Raw genomic sequence first — 11887 nt, 5'->3', positions numbered from 1 at the left:
AATCATGAGCACAGCCAACGTTTACCAGCAGCGCCCGACCACCGACGTCAAAGCCGAGTCGCCGCTGTTCCACGCCAGTCTCGACAGCCTGATCGGCAAAGGCCGCGCCAGTCCGGGCGTGTTTCTGCGCGAAAAGAAACTGCTGGGCCACCTCACGATTCGGGGCGATGCGCATGATCCGGCCTTCGCCGCTGGCGTACACAAGGCGTTGGGCATGGAACTGCCAGCAGCACTGATGCTGGTGATCAACGGCGAAAGCTCGCTGCAATGGCTCGGCCCGGATGAGTGGCTGCTGATTGTGCCAAGCGGCGAGGAATTCGCTGCGGAGCAGAAACTGCGTGCTGAACTGACCGGGCTGCACATCGCCATCGTCAATGTCAGCGGCGGCCAGTCGATCCTTGAGCTGTCCGGCCCGAAGGTGCGTCAGGTGCTGATGAAATCCACCAGCTACGACGTACACCCGGACAACTTTCCGGTGGGCAAGGCGGTCGGGACAGTGTTCGCGAAATCACAACTGGTGATCCGCCGGACCGGCGAAGAGACCTGGGAACTGCTGGTGCGTCGCAGTTTCTCGGATTACTGGTGGCTGTGGCTGCAGGATGCGAGTGCCGAGTACGGGCTGAGCATTCAGGCGTGAAGCGCCCGAGAAACCGCGCTTTTGTGGGATAAACCGCGCTCTTTGTGGGAGCGGACTTGTCCGCGAAGACGGTAGTCCAGACGATGCATTTCCGTTGAATATACCGCCCCCTTCGCGAACAAGTTCGCTCCCACAAGATTTGTGTATAACGCGGAGCATCGGCACGAGAATCAGTTGGACCTGCACATAACGAACTTTCAGGAGCATCGATTGAATGAGCCGCGCCCCGGACACATGGATTCTGACAGCCGACTGCCCCAGCATGCTGGGCACGGTAGACGCGGTGACCCGCTTTCTGTTCGAGGAGGGCTGCTACGTGACAGAGCACCACTCCTTCGATGATCGCCTGTCGGGGCGGTTCTTCATTCGCGTGGAATTTCGTCAGCCTGACGCCTTCGACGAGCAGGCATTTCGTGAAGGGCTGACTGAACGCGGCGAGACGTTCGGCATGATCTTCGAACTCACAGCGCCCAACTACAGGCCAAAAGTGGTGATCATGGTTTCAAAAGCCGATCACTGCCTGAACGACCTGCTCTACCGTCAGCGCATCAATCAGCTGTCCATGGACGTGGTCGCCGTGGTGTCCAATCACCCTGATCTTGAACCGCTCGCTGGCTGGCACGGAATTGCGTACTACCATTTCCCTCTGGACCCGAACGACAAGCCTGCGCAGGAAGCGAAGGTCTGGCAGGTGATTGAAGAGTCTGGCGCTGAACTGGTGATCCTTGCGCGTTATATGCAAGTGCTTTCACCGGAACTGTGCCGCAAGCTGGATGGCAAGGCGATCAATATCCATCACTCCTTGCTGCCCGGTTTCAAAGGCGCCAAGCCATACCATCAGGCCTACGACAAAGGCGTGAAACTGGTGGGTGCAACAGCGCATTACATCAACAACGATCTGGACGAAGGCCCGATCATTGCTCAAGGCGTGGAAGTGGTCGATCACAGTCACTACCCCGAAGACCTGATCGCCAAGGGTCGGGACATCGAAGGGCTGACACTGGCCCGTGCGGTGGGCTATCACATTGAACGGCGAGTGTTCCTCAACGCCAACAGGACGGTGGTTTTATAGGCGCAAGCTGCAAGCGATCAGTATTTCTTGTCGCTTGAAGCTTGCAACTGTTTTTCTCTGCTCTAAATCTGCTTCACCACAATAAAAGCGAGGCGACATGTATGTCTGGTAATCGCGGTGTAGTTTATCTCGGCGCTGGCAAGGTCGAAGTGCAATCCATCCCCTTCCCGAAAATGGAAGACCCACGCGGCAAGCGCATCGAACACGGCGTCATCCTGCGCGTCGTTTCCACCAATATCTGCGGCTCGGACCAGCACATGGTGCGTGGCCGCACGACGGCGCAAACCGGGCTGGTGCTGGGCCATGAAATCACCGGCGAAGTGCTGGAAGCCGGTCGCGACGTCGAGCATCTCAAAGTCGGTGATCTGGTCTCTGTGCCGTTCAACGTGGCGTGCGGTCGTTGCCGCAGTTGCAAGGAACAAAATACCGGCGTCTGCCTGACGGTCAACCCTGCCCGCCCCGGCGGTGCTTACGGATATGTCGACATGGGCGACTGGGTCGGCGGTCAGGCTGAATACGTGCTGGTGCCTTACGCAGACTTCAACCTGCTGAAACTCCCGGACCGCGATGCGGCGATGGAGAAGATTCGCGACCTGACCTGCCTGTCCGACATCCTCCCAACCGGCTACCACGGCGCAGTGACCGCAGGCGTCGGCCCCGGCAGCACAGTTTACGTTGCAGGCGCGGGCCCGGTCGGTCTGGCCGCCGCAGCTTCAGCACGCTTGCTGGGTGCAGCGGTGGTGATCGTCGGTGACGTGAACCCGACTCGCCTGATCCACGCCAAGGCACAGGGTTTCGAGATTGCCGACCTGTCTCAGGACACGCCGCTGCACGAGCAGATCGCTGCATTGCTCGGCGAACCGGAAGTCGACTGCGCCATCGACGCGGTAGGCTTCGAAGCACGCGGCCACGGTCACGCCGGCGCGCAGGCCGAAGCACCCGCCACCGTGCTCAACTCATTGATGGGCGTGGTGCGTGTAGCCGGCAAGATCGGCATCCCCGGTCTGTACGTCACCGAAGACCCAGGCGCCGTGGACGCAGCCGCAAAAATGGGCAGCCTGAGCATCCGCCTTGGCCTGGGCTGGGCCAAATCCCACAGCTTCCACACCGGGCAGACCCCGGTCATGAAATACAACCGCCAACTGATGCAAGCCATCATGTGGGACCGCATCAAGATCGCCGACGTGGTGGGCGTCGAGGTGATCAGCCTGGACGATGCGCCGCGTGGTTATGGCGAGTTTGATGCGGGCGTGCCGAAGAAGTTTGTGATTGATCCGCATGGGCTGTTTGGTGGGGTGTAGGTTTTGTGAGCGGGCAGTCGGTACTGCCCGCCTAACAAAATAAGAATTTATACGACAAGCTAGAGCGCGGAAAACCAGACAGGTCTGTAGCGGATGTCGAGGTGATCGGCTTAGATATTATCCCGCACCCATCATCGATAAACGATTTTTAGTTTCTTCTTGTTAGATGCCTTACTCGAGCAGGATCAGGACCGGGTGGGCGTGGAGGCGGGGGACGAACCGAACTTACCGATCCGTAACTACGCACAGGAACATAGGGCATTCTCTCGTAAAATTCAGCAAAAGCATAACTAGGTGGATCCGCACCACTTAATTTTATGTCAAGCTCAGCCAGTTCCGATATTAGCTCATCACGTAATTGATTAGTCGAAGTATTATAAACTCCTTTACTATGCATGACCTCGATAGTACGCTCTGCTCCAGACAACGCTTTACTGGCCTTACGATATTCGGCATAAAAAACATCAATTTCACTGTAGCGATGGTGCGATGGTGCGGCTTGAGTACTCTCATTGATCGCAACCGGTTTTTTTTGCGAAGGCAGATGGTTAGTTTGGCTACGTCCAGGTTTTGCACTTAAGGTGAGCACTCCATTTTTTGGGGGGATTATAACAGGCTGTGGTTTCGCTACCGAACGTGCAAAAACCTGCGCTTTTAAATACACAAGTATGTGACCACTAGGATCAACCTTATTAACCGGATCCCCCTCACAGCACGTATACGCATTCAACCCGCCCTCGCCAAACGGGCTCAGACTGTCCGGGCTATTGAACCGCATCAACACTGGATTAAACGCCCGATACCCATTGCCCAGCAAATAATGCCCCGTCACCGGATCAAGTCGCTGACCTGTAAAGCCCGGCAGGTTCATCGGCCCTGTTGAAGGATGACGATGGCCGTAAGGCGTATAAGCAAACGGCAAACCCTGAGCCGCGATCACAGACTGCTGTTGATCGGTCACCAGCAACGCGCTATCGCTCTGACTGTTTTCCGTACGCCGTTGCGCCAGCAAATGCTCGTCCGTACGCAGAACCGTGTGCTGGATCTGCCCTTGAATTTGCGTCGTCAGGCGATTCTTCTGATAGAAAAACCGGGCGCTGCCCTGCCCCGCAGGCGAACAGTCGGCCAGGCGGTCCAATGGGTCGTAGCGATAGACGCAGAGTACGGATCGATCAGAAATAGCCACGGTGTCATTCCTTTGATGCAACGCTGTGACAGCCAGTCTGGGCTTACTATCTGCTGCCGCCCAGCTAGCAGAACTACTAGGTGCCAGGCTGAAAGGCGCTGGACACGATCACGTCGGCGCGCAGGCCGAAGCACCTGCCACCGTGCTCAACTCATTGATGGGCGTGGTGCGCGTTGCTGGCAAAATCGGCATCCCCGGCCCGTACGTCAACGAAGCCCCAGACGACGTAAATGCCGCCGCGAAAATGGGCGGCCTGGATGATGACGAGTTTGATGCAGGCGTGCCAAAGAAAGTTTGTGATTGACCCGCATGCGTTATTTTGTGTGACTTAAATATAAAAACTTATATCACCTTCATGATTAGAGGGCACCCGACCGGCCCTCTAATCAGAAAAATAACTTTAACCACTTTAAATACTTGACGATCATTGGACTTGCCGAACATCCCGGACCTACTGGATTATAGTTGCAACACCTACCGGCCTGTCGAGCCTATTACCCCTACGTTGAGCATATCCAACCATACTGGCAAAATACCTAAAATTTCTTGATATATTAAATGGCACTCTTTCATTTCGGCTAGAAACTGTTTTAATTACTTTGCGAAGTTCATCACGCTGTGCAGTAGCTTCAGCCACGCTAAATTCGTTATCACCTATCTTAAAGGCAGGAATAGATGATGGGGCATCAAGGGATGGACTATCAGTACGCTTAGAGACAGATACTTCCACGGAGTGCCGCACTTCTCCAAGAGGATCCCGACTAGCAGTAGCAGTAGCAATAGCAGGCTCGTTACCCGTGGGTAAACTACGAGAAGGCTTCATTATTCCCGCCTCTCTTAAAATCACCTTCAAGAAATTGGGTGTACTCCCTGTCAAGTCAACCCAGTTAACAGGATCCCCTCTACAATACGCATACGCATTCACCCCGCCCTCGCCAAACGGGCTCAAACTGTCCGGGCTGTTAAACCTCATCAACACCGGGTTGAACGCCCTGTACCCATTTCCCAGCAAATAGTGCCCCGTCACCGGATCAAGTCGTTGGCCGGTGTAGCCAGGCAGGTTCATAGGCCCTTTTGAAGGGTGACGATGGCCGTAAGGGGTATAAGCAAACGCCGCCCCCTCAGCCGCGATCACGGACTGCTGTTGATCGGTCGCCAGCAACGCACAGTTGCTCTGGTTGTTTTCCACACTCAGGCGGGCCAGCAAATGCTCGTCCGTGCGCAAAAGCGTGTGCTGTATATGTCCTTGGATCTGCGTCGCCAAAAGGCTCTTTTGGTAAAAAAGCCGCGTCCCGCCCTGCCCCGCAGGCGAGCAGTCGGCCAGGCGATCAGTTGGGTCGTAACGGTATGTGCAGAGCACGACACGATTGCCAGAAGACATGAAAACCACCCACAAAGATCAACGATAACGTCATGATTCTGGGCGGGTGATCTCGTGCTGCACAGCTAGCAGAACTACTAGGTACATCACTTCGCCTGCCGGGGCTGATGCCGGCGCAATGAAATAACGGCCTGTCTTCGGCACGCCGGGAACAAGCATCTGTTCCTCCAGTCAAACCGTGTGCTTTACCGCCCACTCATGGGCGGTTCAGGTTTGATAAGGGTGACGCAATGAAAACTGCACGCGGTATGGCTTTGGTAACGTTGATGGCGCTGGCGGCAAGCCCGGTGTTTGCCTTCAATTTGAATGACGCCGCGAATGCGGTCACCAATGCCACGAATGGCAATCAGAAAGCCACGGCGGCACCCGAAGTGGCTGGCCTGCTCAATACCCTCGGCACGCAGCTCAATGTCACCCCTGAACAGGCTGTCGGCGGAACCGGCGCATTGCTCGGGCTGGCGAAGAACAAACTGAGCAACGCCGATTTCTCCCAATTGGCCAAATCGGTACCCGGCCTGGAGCAGATGTCTGGCACGTCTGCGCTGGAAAGCCTGGGTGGCGCAAACGGGCTGGGCAGCTTGCTGGGCGGCAAATCGGGCAATAACTCGATGCTCAACAGCGCACTGGGCAACGTGCAGAACATGGGCGATGTGAACACTGCCTTCAAGGCGCTGGGCATGGACAGCACGATGGTCAGCCAGTTTGCCCCGCTGATTCTGCAATACCTTGGGCAGCAAGGTGCCAGCGGGTCGGCATTGCAGAGTTTGAGTGGGTTATGGGGTGCCGGCAGCTGATTCACGCCGCAACGCCGCAATACGCGCATCTTTTTCGACCCAGAGCTGATTGACCCAGCCCTGCACTTTCTCGCGAAACGCCGGGTCGTTCTCGTAATCACCCTGCCACAGCGCAGGGTCCAGCTCGCGGGTCTGGATGTCGACGATCACCCTGGCAACCCGTCCGCAGAGCATGTCCCAGAAACCGGGGATGCCTGAGCCAGGATAGACCACCGTAACATCCAGAATGGCATCCAGTTGTTCACCCATCGCTGCCAGCACGAAGGCAACACCACCCGCCTTGGGCTTGAGCAGATGCGTGTAGGGCGAAGCCTGAGCCGCATGTTTGGCCGGAGTGAAGCGCGTGCCTTCCAGGTAATTGACGATGGTCACCGGCTGACGCTTGAACAACTCGCAGGCGGCCTTGGTGATTTCCAGGTCCTCGCCCTTGCGTTCCGGGTGCTTCGCCAGAAAAGCCTTGCTGTAGCGCTTCATGAACGGGTAATCCAGCCCCCACCACGCCAACCCCAGCAGCGGTACCCAGATCAGTTCTTTTTTCAGAAAGAACTTGAAGAACGGCGTGCGGCGGTTGAGTGCCTGGATCAATGCGGGAATATCGACCCACGACTGATGATTGCTGATGACCAGATAAGACGTGTCGCCGCGCAGCCCTTCATCGCCGCGGATGTCCCATCGGGTGGGTATGAAGGTTGCGAAGATGGCCTTGTCGATCTCGGCCCAGGTCTCGGCTATCCACATGACCGCGCGTGAGCAGCGATCACGCATTGGGCCCCAGAGCATCAACTTGAGCAGGGCGAGAATCAGCAAGGGTCCGATCAGCACCAGGGTGTTGACCAGTAGCAGAAGTGTGACGAAACAGCCGGTGAGCAGACGGCGCATAGCGGACTCTTGAGGGTTCAGGGGCGGCAATAATAAAGACCCTCGCGTTTTACGCCAATTACACAGGTGCTTACAAATGTTTCACGCAATCGTCCGTATGCTGGTTCTACATTCATTCTGCAGAACCAACCTCAGGTTCGCTGTCTAAAAACGGGCGCCGATTAGGCGCTGCCCATTGCGAGGAACCTCTCACGTGAAACCGATTCTGGCGCTGTTGTGCCTGCTGGCTCTGCCGGTCATGGCTGCTGAACCCACGCTGTATGGTCGCTACGAGAACATCAAGGTGCTGGAAATAGGCAAGACCTTCAAAGCCAAAATGGACACCGGCGCGTTGACCGCGTCGTTGTCGGCCAAGGACATCGAGCTGTTCCAGCGGGATGGCGATGACTGGGTACGCTTCCGCCTGGCAAGCAAGGGCGCGGATAACAAGGTGTACGAGCACAAGGTTTCGCGGATCAGCAAGATCAAGGGTCGCGCTGAAGGTGATGACGAGGACGACGACGGTGTGAACGCAGCCAAGCGGCCGGTAGTGGACCTGGAGCTGTGCCTCGGTAACAAGAAACGCACGGTCGAAGTGAATCTGGTGGATCGCAGCCACTTCAATTACCCGCTGCTGATCGGTGCCAAGGCTTTGCGTGAATTCGACGCAGCAGTCAACCCGGCCCGTCGTTATACCGCTGACGAGCCTGATTGCTGAGGCTTTTTATCGCCTTGCACTATCGTGCGACGCAGCGCAGATCTGTGACGCGTCACGCAAGGCATTCCTGCGCTGGAACGTGAGGAACGATAGTCCTGACTCAAACCGGCGGCTGGGTCGCTTGCATCGACGGCCGTTGGCTGACTTCCAGATACCAGTTAGCCAACTCGGGATAGCTGTTACGCCAGTTCAGGTCTGGCTGGCGGAAGTCGAGATAGCCGAGTGCGGCCGCCATGCTGATGGAGGCCACGTCGAACGATGAGCTGAGTTCGGTGATCGCATTGTTTTCGAAGTAGCTCAAAGAACGTTCGATCTTCTGTTGCTGATTGTCCAGCCACTGGCCCCAGTGTTTTTCCTGTGGGCGCAAGGCGGTTTCATAACGGATCAGTACGGCGGCATCCAGTACGGCATCGGCCAGCGAGGCCAGGGTCAAGCGTCTCCAGCGCGTCGAGCCTTCTCGGGGGATCAGCGGTAGACCGACGTGCTGGTGGTCCAGGTAATCAAGAATGACCCGGCTGTCATGAATCACACTGCCATCGGCCAGACGCAGCGCCGGGAGCTTGCCTGCCGGGTTGTCTTCATTGAGTTCGGCAGACGGGCTGACCGGCGTCAACACGGTAGGCTGCAACTGCACGCGCTCAAGCTGAGCGGTTTCGTGAAGCATCACCACTACTTTGCGGGCAAAGGGCGAAGCGGCGTTGAAGTACAACGTCATCGTGGGCGCTGACATAGGTGTTCCTCGAATGGGACAGGTCCCTAGACTAGTCAGCGTGTGGCGGGGCTGCAATCAATGTGTCGATCAGCCGCGCCGTGTCAGCAACCCTCGAACGCTTACGGCCGATGCACTGCCCATCGCCAGACAGGCCAGCGTGTCCCACCAGCCGTCACCCAGCAGCGCTGCGAACAGGCCCGTTGCGGTAAGCATGGCAATGACGCCGGGGATGGCGAAGGTCTTCCAGAACCGCGACGGCCTTGCGCTCATTGCGCGACCTGCGCCTGAACAGCACTGACTGAGCGCGCGGCGCGGCGTCTGACCCACCACAGGTAAACCCCGCTGCCGAGCACGACGATGGTCAGTACGTCCAGCACCGCCCAGAGAACCTTCATCGGCATGCCGCCGTAGTCACCGAAATGCAGCGGTTGCGACATGCCCAGCGCATCCATGTACCAAGGGCGTTCAACCACGGCGGTGACGTGCAGGGTTTGCGCGTCAATCAGCACCGGTGTTGCGAGGTGTGCCGTCAGATGAGTATTGCCCTTGAGGAACACGGCGTAATGGTGCTCGCTGGAAAAGCGCGTACCGGGAAAGGCGATGAAGTCAGCCTGCATGCCGGGCGCAGCCGATTCGGCGATCTCCAGCAAACGCGTCGCGGGAGCGCGCTGGGTCAGTGGCGGCGCGTCTTTGTAAGGCGCGATCATGGTCGCCAGTGCGTCGTTACGCCACGAGGCAATCAACAGGTCGGCGCAGGCGCTGATCACCCCCGTCACGCCGACGACCAGCGCCCAGGTCAGCGTCACCACACCAATCAGGTTATGCAGGTCGAGCCAGCGCGTACGTCGGGATTTGTTGGCGCGCACCTGCGCGAACTCCAGTTTGCGCATGAACGGTGAATACAGCACCGTTCCGGACACGATGGCCACCACAAACAGCAACCCCATGAAGGCCAGCAACAGTTTGCCGGGCAGTTCAGCGTACATGTCCACATGCAGACGCAGCATGACCATCATGAAACCGCCATTGGCCGACGGCATTTCCAGCGCTTCGCCGGTGCGCGCATCCAGTGCGAAGGTGTGGGACGAATTGGGCTCGGTGCCAGCCGTGGCGGCAGTGATCGCCATAACGCCGTTGGGGTCTTCGTCGTCCCAGCCGAAATACTGCAGCACTTCGCCGGGACGATACGCTTCAGCAGCTCTGGTCAATTGCTCCAGGTCCAGGCGCGGCGTGTCGGCAGGCATCTCTCGGTACTGCGGCGCGTCGCCCAGCAGGTGATCGATTTCATGATGAAAGATCAGCGGCAGGCCCGTTATCGCCAGCATCAGCAGAAACAGAGTGCAGATCAGGCTGCTCCAGGTATGAACGACGGACCAGCGACGCACGGTTTGGCTTTTCATGAATTATCCACAGGCGAAGAGGACCGCTGAGCGCGCCCTTGAATGACGTGTAAAACCAAGCCGTATGAAACACGAAAAGTGTCAGTGGCAATTCGCTGGCAAGCTGAAAAGAAGTGTTTCAGCGTCCCGCCGGGCTGGCGTCAAGCTGAGCGTCCCTTGCTTGGACGCTGACCCACCATTGGGTGTGCTGCTCGATCTGCACGGGCAGCGTGGGCAGCAGCGCCTTGAGCGCCAGGTCAGTGTCGGCCAGCGGGAAAGCGCCGGTGATGCGTAAATCAGCGATTTCAGGATCGACTCCCAGATGCCCGGCACGATAGCGACCCAGTTCCGCAAGCAGGTCGGCCAGTCGGGCGTTGTCCACCACCAGCATGCCGCGGGTCCAGGCGTCAGTGCCGGAAGGCAGGCTGAGCAGCGGGCCCAGACCGTTGCGAGTCAACAGGATCTGCTGGCCTTCGCGCAGCACTTGCCCATCGGCCGCGTCACGGGGGCTGGCAGCCACCGCCGACTGCAAGACGCTCAACAGCGTCCCGTCCGTTTCACGCCGGACCAGAAACCGCGTGCCCAGCGCGCGCATGCGGCCATCCGGCGTTTCAACGATGAACGGCCGTGGATCATCGTGATTGCCAGTCTGCACCAGTATTTCGCCGTCTTGCAGAATGATCCGGCGTTGCTGCGCATCGAACCGCACGTCGATGGCGCTGTGGGTGTTGAGACGAATCAGGGTGTTGTCGGCCAGACGCACGTCACGCTGTTCGCCGGTGGCGGTGCGTAGATCGGCCAGCCAGTAATTCACCGGCAGGTAGCCATCGCCCATGAACAGGGCCAGACCGAACGCGACACACATCATCGCCAGACCGCCACCCAGCTTGCGCAGGCTGTGCCGCAGCGCGCCAGACGATTGTTGCAACGCCTTGCGCGCCGGACCTGCTGGCAGGGCAAAACGTTGATTCACCATGCCCAATTGACGCCAGGCTCTGGCATGTTCTTCGTCAGCGGCCAGCCATTGGGCGAACTCGGCACTGTTGCCGTGAGCGCCATCCATATCGAGTTGCCACTGGATGGCGGCATCCAGCACACGCGCGGAAACAGGTCGGGCGCTCATGTCGGCTCGCCGTACAGCGCCACGTAGCACTGACGCATCGCCTGCGCCAGATATTGCCGGACTCGCGAGACCGAGACACCCAGCCGCTCTGCAATCTCGCCGTGGCTCAAACCATCGAGACGGTTATACAGAAACGCAGCCCGTGCCTTGCTCGACAACCTGTCGAGCAAGCGGTCGATGGTTTTGAGGTCTTCAAGAATCAGCAATTGTTGTTCGGGCGAAGGCTGTTCGGCTTCCGGAAGTTGCATCAACTCGCCAAGGTAAGCCTGCTCAAGCGCAGCACGCCGGAAGTAATCGAACATCAGGCCTTTGGCGATGGTCGCCAGAAAAGCACGTGGCTCGCGGGGCGGATGCAGCTCATCCCGACCGAGCAAACGCACGAACGTGTCCTGGCTCAGGTCCTGCGCACGCTGCGGGCAGGCGACATTACGCCGAAGCCAGGCCAGCAGCCACCCGCGATGATCGCGATACAACGCACCAACGATTTCGCTATGAGCGCTTGGGACTGACGACACGAACGGCCTCGATGAGAAAGATCGAACTAAAGAGAATCATTCGCGATTGTGGCAGAGCCGAGGGGGAGTGGCAATTGGCGTCTGTCGGGAGGCTGAAGACTGACTCCAGAGAGTCGTGAAATGCGTGTCCACGCTGGAGCGCTCAGCGTTGTACACAGGCCTGCTTTTGATTCTGGCCGAAGGCCGTGTGCGAACTTGTTCGCGAAGAGGC

At 58.1% G+C, this 11887-nt stretch carries 13 protein-coding genes and 1 pseudogene; 6 read left to right on the top strand and 8 right to left on the bottom strand.

Going from position 1 to position 11887, the window contains the following annotated elements; all coding sequences use genetic code 11:
* Positions 1-4 precede the first annotated feature (4 nt).
* The 3 genes from ABJ99_RS03350 to fdhA all read left to right on the top strand — a co-directional run bounded on the left by ABJ99_RS03350 (position 5) and on the right by fdhA (position 3010).
* Entirely contained in the window at positions 5-637 is a 633-nt protein-coding gene (locus ABJ99_RS03350) for a sarcosine oxidase subunit gamma (protein WP_054084602.1), read from the top strand.
* 214 nt (positions 638-851) lie between these two features.
* On the top strand, positions 852-1709 hold the full coding sequence (purU, locus tag ABJ99_RS03345; RefSeq protein ID WP_054084601.1) for a formyltetrahydrofolate deformylase: 858 nt from the start codon (positions 852-854) through the stop codon (positions 1707-1709).
* Between the two features lie 101 nt (positions 1710-1810).
* A complete protein-coding gene (gene fdhA / locus ABJ99_RS03340) occupies positions 1811-3010 on the top strand; it encodes a formaldehyde dehydrogenase, glutathione-independent (protein ID WP_003379921.1) in 1200 nt (399 codons plus the stop codon).
* Positions 3011-3158: 148 nt separating this feature from the next.
* On the opposite strand, the gene ABJ99_RS26535 is transcribed toward fdhA, so the two are convergent.
* A complete protein-coding gene (locus tag ABJ99_RS26535) occupies positions 3159-4196 on the bottom strand; it encodes an RHS repeat-associated core domain-containing protein (RefSeq protein ID WP_080377990.1) in 1038 nt (345 codons plus the stop codon).
* A gap of 61 nt (positions 4197-4257) precedes the next feature.
* Here ABJ99_RS26535 and ABJ99_RS28055 point away from each other — a divergent pair.
* Positions 4258-4528: pseudogene (locus ABJ99_RS28055) on the top strand (formaldehyde dehydrogenase, glutathione-independent); the annotation flags it as partial.
* 119 nt (positions 4529-4647) lie between these two features.
* Here ABJ99_RS28055 and ABJ99_RS28955 read toward each other — a convergent pair.
* Complete coding sequence (locus ABJ99_RS28955; RefSeq protein ID WP_080377989.1) at positions 4648-5577, bottom strand: RHS repeat-associated core domain-containing protein; 930 nt, start codon at positions 5575-5577, stop codon at positions 4648-4650.
* A 230-nt stretch (positions 5578-5807) separates the two neighbouring features.
* Between ABJ99_RS28955 and ABJ99_RS03335 the strand changes: the two genes are divergently transcribed.
* Entirely contained in the window at positions 5808-6371 is a 564-nt protein-coding gene (locus ABJ99_RS03335; protein ID WP_054084600.1) for a DUF2780 domain-containing protein, read from the top strand.
* Here ABJ99_RS03335 and ABJ99_RS03330 read toward each other — a convergent pair.
* Positions 6351-7250: an acyltransferase gene (locus ABJ99_RS03330; protein WP_054084599.1), complete on the bottom strand. Its 900-nt coding sequence runs from the start codon at positions 7248-7250 to the stop codon at positions 6351-6353. The two genes, ABJ99_RS03335 and ABJ99_RS03330, sit on opposite strands and share 21 nt — an antisense overlap.
* 193 nt (positions 7251-7443) lie before the next feature.
* Between ABJ99_RS03330 and rloA2 the strand changes: the two genes are divergently transcribed.
* Positions 7444-7947: a retropepsin-like aspartic peptidase RloA2 gene (gene rloA2 / locus ABJ99_RS03325; RefSeq protein WP_054084598.1), complete on the top strand. Its 504-nt coding sequence runs from the start codon at positions 7444-7446 to the stop codon at positions 7945-7947.
* Between the two features lie 100 nt (positions 7948-8047).
* Here the strand turns inward: rloA2 and ABJ99_RS03320 are convergent, their stop codons facing one another.
* From ABJ99_RS03320 to ABJ99_RS03300, 5 genes are all read right to left on the bottom strand, one after another.
* Positions 8048-8677, bottom strand: a complete 630-nt coding sequence (locus tag ABJ99_RS03320) for a glutathione S-transferase family protein (RefSeq protein ID WP_054084597.1) — start codon at positions 8675-8677, stop codon at positions 8048-8050.
* Between the two features lie 69 nt (positions 8678-8746).
* Positions 8747-8929, bottom strand: a complete 183-nt coding sequence (locus ABJ99_RS03315) for a hypothetical protein (RefSeq protein ID WP_054084596.1) — start codon at positions 8927-8929, stop codon at positions 8747-8749.
* On the bottom strand, positions 8926-10059 hold the full coding sequence (locus ABJ99_RS03310) for a PepSY-associated TM helix domain-containing protein (protein ID WP_054084595.1): 1134 nt from the start codon (positions 10057-10059) through the stop codon (positions 8926-8928). Before ABJ99_RS03310 ends, ABJ99_RS03315 begins: the two co-directional genes overlap by 4 nt.
* Positions 10060-10177: 118 nt before the next feature.
* Positions 10178-11161: a FecR domain-containing protein gene (locus ABJ99_RS03305; RefSeq protein WP_054084594.1), complete on the bottom strand. Its 984-nt coding sequence runs from the start codon at positions 11159-11161 to the stop codon at positions 10178-10180.
* A complete protein-coding gene (locus ABJ99_RS03300) occupies positions 11158-11676 on the bottom strand; it encodes an RNA polymerase sigma factor (protein ID WP_054084593.1) in 519 nt (172 codons plus the stop codon). Before ABJ99_RS03300 ends, ABJ99_RS03305 begins: the two co-directional genes overlap by 4 nt.
* Positions 11677-11887 lie beyond the last annotated feature (211 nt).

The sequence above is a fragment of the Pseudomonas syringae pv. cilantro genome, from assembly GCF_001293775.1.
Lineage (GTDB): Bacteria > Pseudomonadota > Gammaproteobacteria > Pseudomonadales > Pseudomonadaceae > Aquipseudomonas > Aquipseudomonas syringae_P.
The sequence above is the reverse complement of the archived record's forward strand: the minus strand, read 5'-3'. Positions and strand labels throughout refer to the sequence as shown.

Bases quoted from the DNA above. Each gene is read 5' to 3' on its own strand.
- ABJ99_RS03350 (WP_054084602.1), top strand. From the start codon at position 5: ATGAGCACAGCCAACGTTTACCAGCAGCGCCCGACCACCGACGTCAAA.
- purU (WP_054084601.1), top strand. From the start codon at position 852: ATGAGCCGCGCCCCGGACACATGGATTCTGACAGCCGACTGCCCCAGC.
- fdhA (WP_003379921.1), top strand. From the start codon at position 1,811: ATGTCTGGTAATCGCGGTGTAGTTTATCTCGGCGCTGGCAAGGTCGAA.
- ABJ99_RS28955 (WP_080377989.1), bottom strand. From the start codon at position 5,577: ATGTCTTCTGGCAATCGTGTCGTGCTCTGCACATACCGTTACGACCCA.
- ABJ99_RS03335 (WP_054084600.1), top strand. From the start codon at position 5,808: ATGAAAACTGCACGCGGTATGGCTTTGGTAACGTTGATGGCGCTGGCG.
- ABJ99_RS03330 (WP_054084599.1), bottom strand. From the start codon at position 7,250: ATGCGCCGTCTGCTCACCGGCTGTTTCGTCACACTTCTGCTACTGGTC.
- ABJ99_RS03320 (WP_054084597.1), bottom strand. From the start codon at position 8,677: ATGTCAGCGCCCACGATGACGTTGTACTTCAACGCCGCTTCGCCCTTT.
- ABJ99_RS03315 (WP_054084596.1), bottom strand. From the start codon at position 8,929: ATGAGCGCAAGGCCGTCGCGGTTCTGGAAGACCTTCGCCATCCCCGGC.
- ABJ99_RS03310 (WP_054084595.1), bottom strand. From the start codon at position 10,059: ATGAAAAGCCAAACCGTGCGTCGCTGGTCCGTCGTTCATACCTGGAGC.
- ABJ99_RS03305 (WP_054084594.1), bottom strand. From the start codon at position 11,161: ATGAGCGCCCGACCTGTTTCCGCGCGTGTGCTGGATGCCGCCATCCAG.